This window comes from Leptothoe spongobia TAU-MAC 1115 (assembly GCF_018739885.1).
GTDB classification, from domain to species: Bacteria; Cyanobacteriota; Cyanobacteriia; order Phormidesmidales; family Phormidesmidaceae; genus Leptothoe; species Leptothoe spongobia.
Genome location: NZ_JADOES010000033.1, coordinates 12,435 through 27,436, shown reverse-complemented (window position 1 = coordinate 27,436; position 15,002 = coordinate 12,435). Strand labels below are relative to the sequence as shown.

17 protein-coding genes are annotated in these 15,002 nt (G+C 47.2%); 8 read left to right on the top strand and 9 right to left on the bottom strand.

The features are described 5' to 3' along the window. Nucleotides 1-356 precede the first annotated feature (356 nt). Both IXB50_RS15410 and cysC read left to right on the top strand, forming a co-directional pair. Nucleotides 357-2,156, top strand: coding sequence for an SLC13 family permease (locus IXB50_RS15410; protein ID WP_215609874.1), 1,800 nt, complete (start codon nucleotides 357-359; stop codon nucleotides 2,154-2,156). A 200-nt stretch (nucleotides 2,157-2,356) separates the two neighbouring features. Continuing rightward, nucleotides 2,357-2,899 (top strand): adenylyl-sulfate kinase, encoded by a 543-nt coding sequence (gene cysC, locus IXB50_RS15405; RefSeq protein ID WP_215609873.1) that lies wholly within the window; start codon nucleotides 2,357-2,359, stop codon nucleotides 2,897-2,899. A gap of 242 nt (nucleotides 2,900-3,141) precedes the next feature. Here cysC and IXB50_RS15400 read toward each other — a convergent pair whose 3' ends face one another. The 7 genes from IXB50_RS15400 to IXB50_RS15370 form a co-directional block, all read right to left on the bottom strand. Next, the gene (locus IXB50_RS15400; protein ID WP_215609872.1) at nucleotides 3,142-3,801 is read right to left on the bottom strand and encodes a HEAT repeat domain-containing protein; all 660 of its coding nucleotides are present in this window, start codon (nucleotides 3,799-3,801) and stop codon (nucleotides 3,142-3,144) included. Beyond that, the gene (locus tag IXB50_RS15395; RefSeq protein ID WP_215609871.1) at nucleotides 3,801-4,652 is read right to left on the bottom strand and encodes a HEAT repeat domain-containing protein; all 852 of its coding nucleotides are present in this window, start codon (nucleotides 4,650-4,652) and stop codon (nucleotides 3,801-3,803) included. Before IXB50_RS15395 ends, IXB50_RS15400 begins: the two co-directional genes overlap by 1 nt. Before the next feature lie 170 nt (nucleotides 4,653-4,822). Beyond that, on the bottom strand, nucleotides 4,823-5,311 hold the full coding sequence (cpcA, locus tag IXB50_RS15390) for a phycocyanin subunit alpha (protein ID WP_215609870.1): 489 nt from the start codon (nucleotides 5,309-5,311) through the stop codon (nucleotides 4,823-4,825). Nucleotides 5,312-5,430: 119 nt separating this feature from the next. Next, a complete protein-coding gene (locus tag IXB50_RS15385; protein ID WP_215609869.1) occupies nucleotides 5,431-5,949 on the bottom strand; it encodes a phycocyanin subunit beta in 519 nt (172 codons plus the stop codon). A 564-nt stretch (nucleotides 5,950-6,513) separates the two neighbouring features. Then, complete coding sequence (locus IXB50_RS15380; RefSeq protein WP_215609868.1) at nucleotides 6,514-7,257, bottom strand: phycoerythrobilin:ferredoxin oxidoreductase; 744 nt, start codon at nucleotides 7,255-7,257, stop codon at nucleotides 6,514-6,516. Nucleotides 7,258-7,325: 68 nt separating this feature from the next. Beyond that, nucleotides 7,326-8,054: a 15,16-dihydrobiliverdin:ferredoxin oxidoreductase gene (locus tag IXB50_RS15375; protein ID WP_215609867.1), complete on the bottom strand. Its 729-nt coding sequence runs from the start codon at nucleotides 8,052-8,054 to the stop codon at nucleotides 7,326-7,328. A gap of 114 nt (nucleotides 8,055-8,168) precedes the next feature. After that, complete coding sequence (locus IXB50_RS15370) at nucleotides 8,169-8,759, bottom strand: phycobiliprotein lyase (RefSeq protein WP_215609866.1); 591 nt, start codon at nucleotides 8,757-8,759, stop codon at nucleotides 8,169-8,171. 106 nt (nucleotides 8,760-8,865) lie between these two features. Between IXB50_RS15370 and IXB50_RS15365 the strand changes: the two genes are divergently transcribed. The 3 genes from IXB50_RS15365 to IXB50_RS15355 all read left to right on the top strand — a co-directional run bounded on the left by IXB50_RS15365 (nucleotide 8,866) and on the right by IXB50_RS15355 (nucleotide 10,451). Further along, nucleotides 8,866-9,714, top strand: a complete 849-nt coding sequence (locus tag IXB50_RS15365; RefSeq protein ID WP_215609865.1) for a pentapeptide repeat-containing protein — start codon at nucleotides 8,866-8,868, stop codon at nucleotides 9,712-9,714. A 111-nt stretch (nucleotides 9,715-9,825) separates the two neighbouring features. Next, the gene (locus tag IXB50_RS15360; protein WP_215609904.1) at nucleotides 9,826-10,107 is read left to right on the top strand and encodes a DUF433 domain-containing protein; all 282 of its coding nucleotides are present in this window, start codon (nucleotides 9,826-9,828) and stop codon (nucleotides 10,105-10,107) included. Then, a complete protein-coding gene (locus IXB50_RS15355) occupies nucleotides 10,104-10,451 on the top strand; it encodes a DUF5615 family PIN-like protein (protein WP_215609864.1) in 348 nt (115 codons plus the stop codon). The genes IXB50_RS15360 and IXB50_RS15355 overlap by 4 nt, the downstream gene beginning before the upstream one ends. Nucleotides 10,452-10,459: 8 nt before the next feature. Here the strand turns inward: IXB50_RS15355 and IXB50_RS15350 are convergent, their stop codons facing one another. Together IXB50_RS15350 and IXB50_RS15345 are read right to left on the bottom strand one after the other, a co-directional pair. Next, entirely contained in the window at nucleotides 10,460-10,993 is a 534-nt protein-coding gene (locus IXB50_RS15350) for a phycobiliprotein lyase (protein WP_215609863.1), read from the bottom strand. Nucleotides 10,994-11,287: 294 nt separating this feature from the next. Next, nucleotides 11,288-11,947 carry a HEAT repeat domain-containing protein gene (locus tag IXB50_RS15345; RefSeq protein WP_215609862.1) on the bottom strand — a complete coding sequence of 220 codons (660 nt, stop codon included), beginning with the start codon at nucleotides 11,945-11,947 and terminating at the stop codon, nucleotides 11,288-11,290. 119 nt (nucleotides 11,948-12,066) lie between these two features. Here IXB50_RS15345 and IXB50_RS15340 point away from each other — a divergent pair, with 119 nt between their 5' ends. From IXB50_RS15340 to IXB50_RS15330, 3 genes are all read left to right on the top strand, one after another. Further along, nucleotides 12,067-12,639, top strand: coding sequence for a globin family protein (locus IXB50_RS15340; protein WP_215609861.1), 573 nt, complete (start codon nucleotides 12,067-12,069; stop codon nucleotides 12,637-12,639). Between the two features lie 596 nt (nucleotides 12,640-13,235). Next, entirely contained in the window at nucleotides 13,236-14,096 is an 861-nt protein-coding gene (locus IXB50_RS15335; protein WP_215609860.1) for a phycobilisome linker polypeptide, read from the top strand. A gap of 112 nt (nucleotides 14,097-14,208) precedes the next feature. After that, nucleotides 14,209-14,949, top strand: a complete 741-nt coding sequence (locus IXB50_RS15330) for a phycobilisome rod-core linker polypeptide (RefSeq protein ID WP_215609859.1) — start codon at nucleotides 14,209-14,211, stop codon at nucleotides 14,947-14,949. The last annotated feature ends 53 nt before the right edge of the window (nucleotides 14,950-15,002 follow it).

Sequence of the window (15,002 nt, the reverse complement as noted above, 5' to 3'; positions counted from 1 at the left end):
ATGTCTTGGTAAATGGGGGCATTAGGTTCGATGATGACAGTTCCCTGGTGCGACAGTTTCTTTGTGCGGTTTATGGAATTTATTTCAATTGTTTAGGAGAGATGAACCCGCTATATCCTTAGGGCAAAAGGATATATAGATGTCCTAATCTATGGGGATATTTGCACTTTATTCTGGACTTTTTATAGCTAAGTTAAAATTTTTGCGCTACGACTTCCTACCGCAAACCTCCGATGGATTCATATCTGATGTACCCATCAGACGTTTGCGTGTCACATTGGCGTTGTTATTCAATGCGTAGCCACAGCTCAATCCCATGTGACTAACGGTATATTTATTGGTCTGGCTAGCGATATATGACTATTGATATTGATATTCTTATGACCCTTGGGGTGACTGCTGTTGCCCTAATTCTATTCGTAGTAGAGTGGCTACCGGCTGATATCACTGCCTTTGCGGTGATGGTATCGCTGATGGTGTTAGGGCTGGTAAGTCCTCAAGAAGGCATTGCTGGATTTAGTAATTCTGCCACCATCACCGTGATGGCCATGTTTATTTTGAGTGCTGGTATTGCCCGGACAGGGGCGTTGCAGCAGGCTAGTAACTGGTTGCTTAAGTGGGGCGGGAAAACCTGTCGCCGTCAGATCTTTGCTCTGGGGCTGATTGTGGGGCCGATTTCTGGCTTGATCAATAATACAGCGGTGGTTTCGGTATTTTTGCCGATTATTGAAGACTTTTGTCAGCAGCATCGTCTATCGCCCTCAAAGCTACTCATGCCCCTGTCCTTTGCCACGATTTTGGGGGGCATGCTGACGGTGGTCGGTACCTCCACCAGTGTCTTGGCCAGTGGCCTTTCAGAGGAGCTGGGGCCGGGTGATTTTTCGCTGTTTCAGTTTATAGAGTTGGGCGCGATTGTATTTGTGGTGGGATTGCTATATCTCACGTTTATTGCCCCGCTCCTATTGCCCAACCGCGATGTGCCTGGGAATAGTCTGAGTCAAGAGTATGGCCTGAAGGAATATGTGAGCGAAGTGGTGGTCACGCCACGGTCTAGCCTGGTGGGTCAGACATTGCAGAATAGTCAGCTGCAGCGTCGGTTTGACCTGGACGTGCTCGAAATTATCCGCAATGGTAACCATTTCCCCCAGCCCCTGGGGGATAAATCCCTCTGTGCGGGGGATATTTTGCTAGTGCGGGGGGGGCGTCAACATCTGCTCAAAATCCGTGATGGCGAAGGGATTGAGATTTTGCCTGACGTCCAGTTTGGGCAAAAGTCCTGGCAGGCGGACTTGAGTTCAGGCCAGGAAGGGGTGGCCGAGGTATTGGTGATTGCTAACTCTAATTTGGTGGGTTCCACCCTCAAGGACCTGCGATTTCGACAGCGTTATAACGTGACGGTGCTGGCCATTCGTCGGGGACAAGATCTGGTGCGGGAGCGTATGGGTAAAGTCCGACTTAAGTTTGGTGACTTGCTGCTGGTGCAGGGGCCTAAACAAAGTTTGCTGGGTTTGCAAACCAGTCGTGACTTGCTGGTGCTAGAACAACGCGATCTAGAAAGCCTTCGTTCTGACCGGGCCAATATCGCCATGGGCATTGGTGTGGGTGTGGTTGCGATCGCAGCCTTTACCCCAATCAATATCCTGGTATCGTCTCTAGCGGGTGTCATGCTAATGATCCTGACGGGCTGTCTTAAGCCCGGAGAACTCTATCAAGCTGTTCGCTGGGACGTAATTTTTCTATTGGCCTGTTTAATCCCCTTGGGAACAGCCATGGAAAGTTCTGGAGCAACCACCTGGCTGGCTCAGCAACTTATTACGGTTGGTGGACGTCTATCAGGGTATGGGTTGCTGAGCGCGTTGTACGTCCTCACAACGGTGCTATCTAGCATCTTGTCGAATAGTGCAGCCGTGATACTACTTCTGCCTGTGGGCTTAAAAGTGGCTAGCGAATTGGGGCTTAACGTGTTTACAGTAATGTTTGTCATTACCTTTGCCGCGTCTAATAGTTTTATGACCCCCATTGGCTACCAGACCAATACCATGGTCTACACTGCAGGCGGCTACCGGTTTCTAGACTTTGTCAGGGTAGGAGGTCCGCTGAGCCTATTACTGGCTCTGGTCACACCTCCCCTTGCTATCTGGCTTTACGGACTTTAAGCATGAAGCCGTTTTCAATTTTGGTGGACGGTGGGCTATTTAAAGCGGGTCATCTGAATGGTTGACTTCCTTTGAAGTTTCTGTGAATAGCTAGGGCACGGTGTGTTACTGATATCACCCCTCTGTGAAGATTGGTAACGTATAATAATGCCGTGTGAATATACGTAGCGTTGAAATATAGTTTTTAGGAGTATCTTTATATGCAACATCGTGGCGTAACCGTTTGGTTTACTGGTTTGAGCGGTTCTGGTAAAACTACTATTAGTCAAGCTCTAGAAGCAAAGCTGAGAGCTGCTGGTGCGAAGCTTGAAGTGTTGGATGGTGATATCGTCCGGACCAATCTCACCAAGGGGTTGGGGTTTAGCAAAGAAGATCGTGACGAAAATATTCGCCGCATTGGCTTTGTTTCCCATCTATTGACTCGCAACGGTGTAATTGTATTAGTCTCGGCAATTTCTCCTTATCGCGAAGTACGTGACCAGGTGCGTGCTCGCATTGGTGATTTTGTAGAAGTTTATGCCAACACACCGGTTGAAGTATGCGAGCAGCGTGATGTTAAAGGCCTTTATAAAAAGGCTCGCTCCGGTGAAATCAAAAACTTCACTGGCATTAGCGACCCCTATGAAGAGCCCCTCAATCCTGAGGTTAACTGCGAGACTGCGAATGAGACTCTTGATGAGTCTGTGAATAAGGTCATGTCTAAGCTCGAAGAGCTGGGCTACCTATCGCCTGTCGCTGTTTAATCACTGCCGCATCAGTGTGAACTGATTTTAAATAGTAAATTGTCTCCTTTGGGATATAGAGGGATAAAGAGGCATTAGTCTCTTTATCCCTTTTATTATGTTCTGTTCTCTCCCTCTGTTTCCTTGGTTACCTTGAGTTCTGATTAGTTAAACCAACTCCGAATGCCTCAACCCCGATTCAAAATAGACAATTCTGTAGGGGCACTCCCTTGTGGATGCCCTTCTATACCAGGTGCTATCAGTCAGGATTGCGTATTAGAGTCTTGGTTTCCCGTTAACCCTAAGTTTTCCAAGGCCCATTGGGCTCTTGCTTGTACAGCTGCAGTGTCATCATGATGACTCAGCTGACTTAGACATTGGATGATGTTGCCAGTTTCGGTCAGCTTTAGGGCAAGCGCTTCTAACCCGACAACTGCAGCATATCGGACCACCCATTCATCATCCTTGGTGACCTGGAATAACACGGTTTGAGATTGCATCATGGCACCCTCGCGTTCGTTGTCGGGGATATCATGCCAGCGGATGGTGCCCAGTCCTCGGGCGGCGGCTCGTCGAACACTTAGGGAAAAATCATTGGCGGCTGCGTTTAGTAATAGTGCCTGACCTCGTGGATCACCGATGCCAGCCAGTGCTCGGATAGCCCATGCCCGTGCACCGTAGTTATAACCATCCAGCTTATCTAAAAGAAGAGATACTGCTGGAACACCAATTTGGATTAGTCCTTCCACTGCTGCAACTGCTGCTCCTGGATTGTTAAATCCTAGGACTTGGATCAATGTAGGAATAGCGCGCTTATCGTTTAACTCGGCTAGATCTTCTACTGCATCTAATAATCCCTGGGCCGAATCTGCATCGTTGACGGCTTGCAAACAAATTTCAAAGGTTTTTAACACAGGGGCCATCACAACAAACCATCCATTAGGGTCATGACTCGACGGCTATCAGCAGACAGGGAGACTGGTTGTTGTTCAGCCTGATTTTGTCCAGCTTGATCAGTGAGCTGATGTTCAAGTACCCCCTTAAGGGCAATCAGTTTCATGCTATTTTCAGCCAGGGTGTTTGCGATCGCATCCGCGCCTGCTAAATATCCTATGGCTCCTAAGTCCATCAATGCCGCCCGCCGCAGCTGTAGCTGGTCATGACTTAATACAGTTACTAATCGCTCAGCATACTGAGCTTCTTCCGTAATCTGATACATTGCCCGAGCTGCCGCATTACGCACCTGAGGCACCTCATGGCCTAAAAAAGGCTCAATAATGGGTACAACCTCCCCATCTGCCAATGTGCCCAATGCTTCCAAAATAGCGTTGTATGGCTGTACTAGATGAGGTTTTCCAGGGACTTGTACCGCTGCTTCTACACTGCCATCAAGTAGTGCAACGAGAGCTGGGACAGCGGCTGAATCATTCAGGCTTTCAAGGGCCTGGGCGGCTGTTTCTCTCACGTAATAGTCATCACAGCCAAGACAAGTCACTAACGCAGGTACAACTCTTGTATCGTTTTGGCCAATTTTTCCCAAAGCCCGAGCTGCATTGCGCCGCAATGGATAGCCACCGTCCGGCGATCGATCAGTGGCGTCCTCTAAAGCTAAGAGCAATGCATCTACAGCTTCTGGCTGATTACTACGCATCTTACCTAGCCACCAAGCTGCGTAGTAACGTAAGCCTTTATCTGCCACCTGGTTAATATTTATCAACGCTTGGTCAACAGTTAGTGGCTTACCGTCTGGATTATGGGGAGCCGCATCACTCACAAATCACCTCATAAGCGTAAAGATACGTAGGCAACACCTGATCTAAGTAGCCTATATACAACAAACCCCAGAGGTAGAAACAAACACTAGTAAACTAGCGATCGCAATACCTCTGGGAAGAAATTAAAATTTAACCAATGGCATAAATAACCACAGGCTAAAATTCCAATTTAGCTTAAAGCGTTGATAGCATAATCGATGTAAGCATTAGCTTCAGTACCAGCCTGACCACTTAAACCATGGTTAGCCTTGATATACTTCAGCGCTTCAATAAACCAGCTAGGAGACAACTCATAGGCACGGTTGATCTCATCTAGGCCAGCTACCAGATACTCATCCATGGGACCAGTACCACCAGTTACCAAGCAGTAGGTAACCATACGTAGATAGTAACCAATGTCACGAACACACTTGTCCTTACCAACCTGGTCAGAGGCATAGGTAGGGCCAGGAGTAGTGGTAGTGAAAGGGAACTTAGTGTAAACGGCTTGGGCCGCACCAGAACAAAGACTAGGCGCATTCCCAGTCAATCCACGAGCAGCTTCTAAGCAAGCACTAGCACGCTGGAAACGACCAAAAGCGGACTGAATTTCTGTGGAACTGAGGAAACGACCTTGCGAATCAGCAGCAGATACTGCCTCGGTCAGAGGGGTTTTCATTGCTTGAGATATCTCCCAATGTTTCTAAACAGACATACAGAAAAAAGAATCAGTTGATTAAAGAACTCTCTTTATCTGTCATAGACCAACCTCGCTAAAGAAAAGCTTAGGAAGTCAAATTATTCAACAGCTGCTGCTGCACGATCAAAGTAAGTAGACAGTTCAGCAATCAGATTTGAGCAGTCACCAGTAGTGATGCCACCTCCATCGTTAGCAATGGCGACGGCAGCTGCCTTCATTTTCTGAACGCCAACAGCAACAGAAGCGCCGGGAGTTCCAAGAGCAAGATAGGTCTCACGCAGACCGTTCAAACAACGATCATCGAGTACGCTAGCATCGCCAGTGAACATCGCATAAGTTACATAGCGCAAGACGATTTCCATATCGCGCAAGCAAGCAGCATTACGACGGCTAGTGTAAGCGTTACCACCGGGAGCAATGAGTGAAGGCTGCTCGGCAAATAAAGCCCGAGCGGAATTTGTCACGATAGCGGATGCATTACTAGTTATACGGTTAACTACATCCATGCGCTTATTGCTGTCAGCAACAACTGCTGACAAAGCGTCTAATTGAGCACTGCTGAGATATTCGCCTCTTGCATCAGCCTGGGAGACGACCTTAGCAAACGCATCAAACATAGATTGACTCTCCTAAATTTGATTCGTCGAAGTAAGTTTCCAAAAAAGTGGGGACGAGAACCCGTCAAGCAACTGCATTAAAAAAACAGTTTCAAAATAGATAGGCGAGTGCAGACAATTTGAAACATTCTTCACAGAAGCCATTAATCATCTCAGCAAACTTCGCTTTCCCCATATTGAAGATTAAAGCGAATAGGGTATGAATCTAAGGAAGTTAAAGAAACTTTACCCTGTGCAATAAATGTTGCTGGCACCTTGTGAATGAGGGCTACAAGCCTGTCTGCTAAAAGCCATCAGTCTATTTTATATACTGCGATGGGGACGCAATATATTACAAATTATAAGGGTTATGGTGGTTTGATAACGGACAGAATTATCAAAAATGCGCTATTTAAGTGAGTTGTCTTGAAGCTGACTCCATAGTCGACGAAAAGGCCACTCACGCATGTCTTTGGAGCTCTGTCAATAAAAAAGTGTTCAGCAAAAATTGAGGAGGCAACAATCCTGTTGTTGCCTCCTCAATTCTGTTGTCCAGCTATCTTTGGGTCTCGGTTTCTGGAGTGTCTAGGCCGTCTGTAAATGGCGCTCTAGGTCAAATAGAAAGCCATGGATGTATTCTTCGGTCCACTCAGCACCGTAGTAACGGGTGAGCATCCCTCGGGCCGGGTCTTTCTCGGCTCGATAGCGGATATAACTGAGCTGGGCGGTTTCAATGGCTTTGAGTTGCTCGGGATCAGTTATGGGTTGCGCTTGTTCTACAAAGCCTATGTAGGCATTGAGATAATCCTTAAAGGCATTGAATACGTGGGTGGTTACATCCTCTAGCTCAGTAGGACGGGTCCACAAAAATGCAGGGGAAAAGAAGGGCTGGGCCTCTTCTGGAAAGTCGCCGCCCCAAGGTAAATGCTGCTGATAGCGATTGAACATGGGCATAATCGGCTCACTATAGCGAGCTTGATAGTCCGGGCTATCGCGAAATAGAGGCTGCATATCAATGGCGATCAGATGCCCACCTGGCAATGTCACCAGGTCTCCGCCAAAAAAGGGTAGGTCGTACTCCAGCCGAGGAAAGATGACAAAATTGAGTACCTGCAAACTGTCGCCAGCCTGGACATGGGCAGCTCGAATTTGTCTGAGCTTAGGAGAACAGTAGCCATGGCTGGTCGTATGCACGGTTACTTCACGTTTGCCCTTACCAGTGGTGGCTGTGTTGCTCTCAAAGCCAGCAGGGATAGGATAGGGAGATAAGTCTAGACGATCTTGAAGAGTTGCGATCGCATAGTCTAAAAATGGTTGATATAGAGTCATAGGAATAATCACCAAAGGGCATCGCTGATGGATGCCCTTTGACATAAGTTATGTAAGTTGGTTTACATCTAGTGAGCCTGGACCGCCAGGGGAACAGCATCCTCAAATAGAAACTCATAGAGAAAGCGATCAGCCCACTCTGAGCCAAAGTAGCTGGTAAACAGACCATGGGCCGGGTCACGCTCAGCACTGTACTGGTCATAGTCAATCTGAGCTTGCTTGACCCGCGCAACCTCCACATCGGTGGTTAACGGCTCAGCATCTGCCAAGATCCGCCAATAGAGATCCAAATAATCTTTAAAAGCAGCCAATACACGAGTAGACACGGTTTCAGTGTCTGTTTTTGCAAACAGCAAATACTTTGAGAAGTACTGGTTTGCATCGTAAAACTTCATTTCCAGCCCCTGAGCCAGCTCCGCATAGTTGTCGCGGAGTTCTTTTAGCGGCATCAGGTACTTGGCTTCATAGGCCTCATCCTGGAACAAAGGTTGAAAATCGAGAACAATTAGATTTTTAACCTTACCAAAGGATAAAAAGTCAATTCCTAATAAGGGCACATCGTAGCAATGGTTGGGGTAGAGAACACCGTTAAATATTTGTGCGCCTTTGCCACCGTCAATATAGGTGTAGCGAATCTTCCTTAGTTCAGGTGACTGATAACACCAACTTTGAATCGATGCCGGATTCCGCCCTCGCTCGCTGAGCTGACATTCCAGACCCTCGGGAATGGCTCGTGGTTGAAGTTCAAATCTCTCTTTCAAAGAGGTTTCTAAATGCTCTAGAAAAGGGCGGTACATTTGTCTTCGCCTTAATTTATAACGGTTACGACAGATACCCTCTGCCATTTGCAGCATAGGAGATATCTGAGGACCATGTCTCCATTGTTAGAGACAAAGACACATTCCGTTACATCATGCTGACTGCAATCGAGAGGCATTTGCCTGCACCATTGCTGTTAGGTCATCTTGAGTGACAAAGCGTCGTTCTGAGCAATAGGTCATCAGATTGATGCCATTGGCAAGGCGAGCGGTGCTCACCCGTACGCGGAAGTCATCGGAGAGAAACCAGCAGCGTTCTTGACCCTGGTTTTTGTCATATTCATTGTCAATGGTGAGAACACCATCCTCGGCAAAGCCATAGCGCCCGACCACGGGCATATTTTCTACATAGCCCCGATCCCTTAATAGCTGGCCTGTTCGTCCCTGATCATCGTTGGGAATATCAACCAAAATAGCGGCGTAATCAGAATTGTAGATGAATTCTTTAGTATTAGATTGCCAAGAGAACTGGGCTCCGCCAGCAGCTTTACTTGGATCCACATTCTGGCTTTGACAAATTTCCACAATACGTGGGTCCTGAGCTTGGATTACATCCACAATGAGATTGGATTCTCCCGATTCATCGGCAACTGAGTCAAAGTGGTGTACAGCACGCTGAATAAACCAGATGCCTTCGCTTTTGCGAAAGAAGTCCATCATGGTCATGGGAGATTGAAATGGCATGGGAGCTTATCCGTATTAAATGGCTGCTTACATTCAGAATGGTGTTCAGTGGCGCTGTTACACTAAGCCTTAAAGAACACGGTTTAATTACAAAGTTTAGCTACCTATGAGCCATCTCGAAACTCCAAGCTTAGATGCGTCTTTGCTAGAACGCTTGTTAGTTAACCATGAATTGTCAGGAGTTGATCTCTCCGGTAAAGATTTGCGTGGGTTTGATTTGTATCGAGTCGATTTATCAAAGGCAAATCTGACTGGCAGTTGTATTCGGGGGGTGACTCTGATTGGTGCAAACCTGGCGGGTGCAAACCTGGCGGGTGCTCAGCTTCAACAGGCCGACTTGCGCGGGGTAGAACTCCAAGGTGCAGATTTAAGCGGTGCTGATCTGACAGGAGCATTTCTTCACCGATCTGATTTGCGCGGGACTAACTTAAGCGGAGCAGTGTTAGCCGAAGCCAAATTAAATATTGCTCTCTACGATGACCATACCCAGTGGCCCGAAGGCTTTTCTTACAAAAGCTCTGGGGCCGTTGGTCCAGGAGCTGTGCTCAATGGTGCGTTTTTAAATACTGCCTACCTGCGGGGAGCCAATCTACGAGGGGCAAAACTTTTAGGGGCTTATCTCAGTGGTGCGGATTTGACCGGTGCTATTTTGGATGACACCAGTTTAAGTGGGGCTAATTTGCAAAAAGCGTTTCTTACGGGAGCCAGTCTACGCAATGCAAGGGTGAGTGGCACCGAGCTGCAAAAAGCTGACTTGCGGGCCGCAGACCTGACGGGAGTGGATTTTGACATGGTGGGCAATATTGCCGGAGCTGACTTCACCCTGGCTCAGGGGCTGACCCAAAATTCAAGAGGGCAGCTGTTGGGCCGTCCTGCTAGTGAATTGGATGTGTGGAATGGCCTAACTCGCAATACGACGCGACGGAGCTTAGAAAATGGAGTATCTGAAAGCTAAGGGCATCACTTGTCTAGAGTACCTTCACGTCTCTTGCTGATTAGACTATAGGCATGTTGGGCGCAGCCTTAGCAACACGATAATGCATAGCTAGATTAGGAAATGGTGATGATGGTTCAAACAACGGCATATCGCTATATTGTGCGAGATGATGAAATACTTCATGGAGAACCTATTATTCAAGGTACTCGGACACCTGTAAGGGCCATTGTTGAAACTTGGCGCATGGGAATGGCACCGGAGGAAATTCCAAAAGGAATGCCCCACTTGTCACTAGGTCAAATTTTTGGGGCCTTAACTTACTACAGCGATCACCAGGATGAAATTAATCAATACATTGAGAAAAATCGTATTCCTGATGAACTGCTTGACCCACTCGTTAAAGACTTGTGAGCAGACTATTTATCAGCCTATATCTGGATGAAGATGTTAATGTTCTTGTGGCAGACTTGCTGCGAGCAAAAGGCTTTGATGCTATTACCGCAAGGGATGCAAGACAGCTTCATGCAACTGATGCAGAGCAACTGGTTTATGCTGTGGGGCAATGTAGGACATTAGTGACCCACAATAGAACTGACTTTGAAGAGCTTGTCCAAAGCTATTTTGATTCAGAGCAAATGCATTATGGAGTAATTTTTGCTGTGCGTCGTTCACCTCAAGAGATTGCACAACGATTGCTTGCCATACTTAACCAAGTCACCTTTGATGAGATGCACAATCAAGTTCGATATATTTGAAACTGCTCTTAAACCCGTGTCTCTAAATACTGACCGATCATAATCTCCTGCCCGGCTCGCGAAATAATGGTCTGGCGGGTTCGGTGGCTATTGCCGATCAGCTTTAGTTCTTCGTCAAAGGAGGAACCGCTATATTCGGTGTGCAGTTGCATCGTGTTGCGATCGCGCATTTGATAGGTGGCTACAACCGGTTTGGCTGTGGCAAAACCGCGATCGCGATAGAGCATATTGCCTTGAATGCCAAATATCGTGGAACCAGTAGCCTGTTTGCGACTGGGGCTGATGTAGTTACTTTCCCAGGAGGATTTCACTCCGCAAATCATGGCCAAATCTAAGTGATGCATGGCTGCTAAGGCAACTAAATCAGGGTGATTAGCCTCTAAAAACTCGATTTTTAGGGCGCTTACAACTTCCTGGGCCTCACCATTTTTGAGGGTGTAGTAACGACGTTGGGATGTCCATGCACCGACAGAATGCTTAAAGAATTTAGCAGCCAACGTTTCCAGGTTTTCAGTAGGGGTGGTAATCACAGACAATGACATAGAGTTTAGGACCTTAATTTAAGCGATGCACCTGAAATCAAGCTATAACGAAACAAGTCTATATTTGTTTACATTCAAGATAGCGAAAACCCTAAGAAACGGCAATAAAGCCTTTGTTAAGGATGGCGACCTTGAATACCTAATGAGTTTCTCGTTAAGAGAAAAATTAACAGAGCTACCGTTTCCAGGCTGTAGCCATATCTACAGTTCTGTGGCTAGGCCAAACTGTAATACGAGGCTAGTAGCTACAAATCGGTGAGGCCGTTTTCCGTAAACCTGATTCAAGATAGGTGCTTAAGGAACCAGGTTCTCCAGGGTTGCTGCTACCACTCGATGATTGGGGTCTTGGCGAAGTTCTAATAAAGCTGTTTGAGCTGCTGGATGCTCAAATCGTTTTAGGGCGATCGCAACTTGTCTACGGGTATACCAGCTTTTTGCGGTTTTGAAGGGTAGTATTGCGGCCAGGGCGGCCTCCGCTTGGTCGGTACTGGCCAGGGTAGAGAGATGGTCTATGCCGGCATTGATGACGGTCAAATCTTTGTCCTGTATAGCGATCATGCAGATTTCGAGCATGTGGGCTGGGCTGTGAAGATCAATCATGGCAGCAAGGATGCTGCGTCGTACCAGCCAGTGGCTATTGTCTTGAAACGTTTGCACCAGATGAGGGATGGCCGGTGCACCATACATGGCCAGAGAATTGGATGCCTCTGCTTGAACGTTGGCATCACTATCCCCTTGCATCATGGTTAATAGTGCTTCAAACCCGGCATTGCTGCGCTTGCGCCCCAGGCCCATGGCTACAAATGAACGGACTAAAAATGCTGAGTCGTTCTGTTTGCTGAGTAGTAAAGGACCGGCTACATCAACGTCATAGGCTTTGAGGGCAACAATTCCCTTGAGCCGTTGTTGAGAATCACTGTCTGCCAGTAGGGTTTTAATTTCGGTAATGTCCATGGGGCGTAAAGGCAGAATAGAGTTTTATCGGTCGATTAACTGGGGGCTCATGATCTGATGGGTAAGTCTCCTGCCACAATGGAGGCATAATTCATTGGAGTGATTAGGAGTTAATGGCTATGGCGGCTCAACTCAGTCCCAGGGTCAAAGAGTTGATTGATAAGGCCAGGATTGTTAGTTTTGAGGGCTGGCAAGAACAATTCGGAGAAAGTGCGATCGCAACTCTTCAAGCTGCAGATGATGAGCGTGTCTATCTAGACGATGCAACTCTAGGGAGTATGCCTGCCGGGGTCATTGCTCGCAGTCTGCGTGATCATGCCAGCACTATTGTGGATACCGCCCGCGCTCAAGTGCTGGCTCAGTTTCCCGGTATTACGGAGCCGGGAGGCGGTTTGTATCCCCCTATGCGGGCCGAGGCCTGCTGGCGTGATTTTTGGCACTTTCTACGCTGTATTACCTATGGCATTGCGGCTCAGCGCACTGATTATACCAGTGCCGTTGGTCTAACCTATATGGAGCAGCTTTATCAGGAACTGCAAGTCCCCCTAGATGCCATGGTCTTTGGGCTCCAGTCCCTCAAAACGGCTAGCAAGCAACAGCTCACTCAGCTCGATCTGACAATCAGCGACGCCCAGATCGAGCCTCACTTCGATCATTTGATTACGGCTCTTAGCGAGTTCCAATCCAATTAACTCCGATTAGCACAGGGACTATTAGCACAGGGACTATTACCCCCATTAAGCATTGCTGACGTTATCAGCACACCCTGAGTCAAGCGCGATTAAATATTCCAGAATTAGCTGGTTAAGGCCTAAATCAATAATTTCCATAAAATTTTTAGTATTCTGTCCAAGAATGTCTCAGATTTGACGGCTTAATGTGTACTTTTGTAAAATCAAATAATTGTTAGGGGTGATTGGATGCCCATGTCACAGGTTGTTGATTGTTGGTTGGAAGCTCTTTCTGGTAGGGGGATTGGGTGTTTTTTTGCGGCTGTTAGAAGCATTGGTCTTTGCCCCAGAGATTACCAGGGCTCAGGAGTTTATAATTCTTGACGATTAGAGGCTGCTTTTATATACGAAGATAAATCTCAGCGAGTGTTTATACTCAGTTTTGGTCAGGCTTAATCTAAGCTGTCTGCCTTGAGTCCAAATAATCTGCGTCCTGCTGATTTGGGGTTCGCTTTATAAGGTTCAGCAATGCTTGATAGACATAGTCGATCCTAAGCTTCTTAACATTCCGAGATAAAATTATTTAGACCATTGTTGTCATCTAGGAGATAGCATTAATGGCTTTTGGACCAGCTTCACGATTGGGCGTCAGCCTTTTCGACGAGACCCCTCCAGTCGAGTGGGTTCCTGGCCTCGATAGTGAGGGCCTCGAGTCTATTATCAAAGCCGTCTACAGACAGGTTTTGGGTAATGCCTACGTGATGGAAAGTGAGCGCCTAGCGGTGCCCGAGTCTCAGTTTAAGCGCGGTGAGCTTACCGTGCGAGATTTTGTGCGTGCAGTTGCAAAATCTGATATGTATCGCTCTCGTTTTTTTGAGAGTTGCCCCCGCTACCGTAATATCGAACTCAATTTTCGTCATTTACTAGGTCGTGCCCCTCAGAGTTTTGCAGAAATGAAGGCCCATAGCGCCGTTCTGGACACTGAAGGTTTCGAGGCTGATATCGATTCGTATATCGATAGTGATGAGTATCAGACTGTTTTCGGTCAAGACTTTGTGCCCTATATCCGTGGCTACAAGACCGAGGCTAGTAATATGGTTGGGTTTACCCATATTTTTGAGTTGGTGCGTGGTGCCTCCAGTAGCTCCTTGAAGGGGAGTGTCAACGGCAAGAAGCCTCGATTGAATTCACTGGTGATCAACTCTACGGCAACACCTGTCGTATCTCCATCTACTGATGGTGGGTTGTTCCAGGCTCCTGCAGATTCTTCTCGCACTCGTCATGGTGTGGGTGCTAGTTCCAACGGTAAGATTTATCGTGTCGAAGTTACTAGCTACCGTTCCGCCGTATTTAATCGTGTGTCCAAATTCCGTCGCTCCAACAAAGTTTATCTGGTTCCCTTTGATAAACTATCTGATGAATACAAGCGTATTCATCGTCAGGGCGGCGTAATTGCCAGTATTACCCCTGTTACCTAAGCGTCGATTTAGGTTCGGTTCTGTTTAGGCATAGGTTGATTGGCTTTTGCCTTTGGGTTTTGATTTATCTAGTTTGTTGAGAGCGTTTTAGAAAATCAGTAGGAGATCTCCGATGACAACGTTTGAGTTGTGGCCTGGTAGTACGAATGAGGATAAGCAAGCGATCATTCGTGCTGTATATCGCCATGTTTTGGGTAATCCCCATGTGATGGATAGTGAGCGTTTAGTAACTGCTGAGTCTCAGCTCTGTGATGGCACTCTTTCTGTGCGAGACTTTGTTCGGGCTGTAGGTAAGTCTGATTTTTACCGCAGCCGTTACTTTGAGAGCTGTGCTCCTTATCGCTTTGTTGAGCTGAACTTTATGCACTTTTTGGGGCGTGCTCCAGAAAGTCAGGCTGAGCTATCTGAGCATATCCGTCGTTGCGTAGAAGAAGGCTACGACGCTGATATCGATTCCTATATCGATAGCGATGAGTACCAGGCCAACTTTGGTGAAAATGTGGTGCCTTCATACAATGCCAATGTGACTCAGGTTGGCCAGTCTCAGGTGAGTTATAACCGTATCTTTGCGATCGATCGGGGTCCTGCTCAAGTAAGTAGCGCTGTGAAGTCGGCTCAGCTACTTTCTCAAGTGGCTGGTGCTGAGAAGGGTAATAAGGTCAAGCGTGCTGCGACTAATCTGAATTCAGGTACGACCAAGCGCTTTAAGATTAAGACTACAGCGGCTAAGTTTGATGCTCCCCGTCGTGTCAGTATGAATGAGTACATCGTATCTGCTGATAAGATGACGCCTCAGATTCAGCGCATCCATCGTACAGGTGCCAAGATTGTTAGCATTACTGAGATTGTTTAATCTTCTCGTGATGTAGGCTTCGAAACCAACCTTGTATACCAGGGTTGGTTTTG

Coding starts and splice junctions, on each gene's coding strand:
- IXB50_RS15370 (WP_215609866.1), bottom strand. CDS start 8,759: ATGCCATTTCAATCTCCCATGACCATGATGGACTTCTTTCGCAAAAGC.
- IXB50_RS15345 (WP_215609862.1), bottom strand. CDS start 11,947: ATGGACATTACCGAAATTAAAACCCTACTGGCAGACAGTGATTCTCAA.
- IXB50_RS15330 (WP_215609859.1), top strand. CDS start 14,209: ATGACAACGTTTGAGTTGTGGCCTGGTAGTACGAATGAGGATAAGCAA.
- IXB50_RS15350 (WP_215609863.1), bottom strand. CDS start 10,993: ATGTCATTGTCTGTGATTACCACCCCTACTGAAAACCTGGAAACGTTG.
- IXB50_RS15400 (WP_215609872.1), bottom strand. CDS start 3,801: ATGGCCCCTGTGTTAAAAACCTTTGAAATTTGTTTGCAAGCCGTCAAC.
- IXB50_RS15385 (WP_215609869.1), bottom strand. CDS start 5,949: ATGTTTGATGCGTTTGCTAAGGTCGTCTCCCAGGCTGATGCAAGAGGC.
- cysC (WP_215609873.1), top strand. CDS start 2,357: ATGCAACATCGTGGCGTAACCGTTTGGTTTACTGGTTTGAGCGGTTCT.
- IXB50_RS15335 (WP_215609860.1), top strand. CDS start 13,236: ATGGCTTTTGGACCAGCTTCACGATTGGGCGTCAGCCTTTTCGACGAG.
- IXB50_RS15340 (WP_215609861.1), top strand. CDS start 12,067: ATGGCGGCTCAACTCAGTCCCAGGGTCAAAGAGTTGATTGATAAGGCC.
- IXB50_RS15410 (WP_215609874.1), top strand. CDS start 357: ATGACTATTGATATTGATATTCTTATGACCCTTGGGGTGACTGCTGTT.
- IXB50_RS15365 (WP_215609865.1), top strand. CDS start 8,866: ATGAGCCATCTCGAAACTCCAAGCTTAGATGCGTCTTTGCTAGAACGC.
- IXB50_RS15375 (WP_215609867.1), bottom strand. CDS start 8,054: ATGTACCGCCCTTTTCTAGAGCATTTAGAAACCTCTTTGAAAGAGAGA.
- cpcA (WP_215609870.1), bottom strand. CDS start 5,311: ATGAAAACCCCTCTGACCGAGGCAGTATCTGCTGCTGATTCGCAAGGT.
- IXB50_RS15380 (WP_215609868.1), bottom strand. CDS start 7,257: ATGACTCTATATCAACCATTTTTAGACTATGCGATCGCAACTCTTCAA.
- IXB50_RS15360 (WP_215609904.1), top strand. CDS start 9,826: ATGGTTCAAACAACGGCATATCGCTATATTGTGCGAGATGATGAAATA.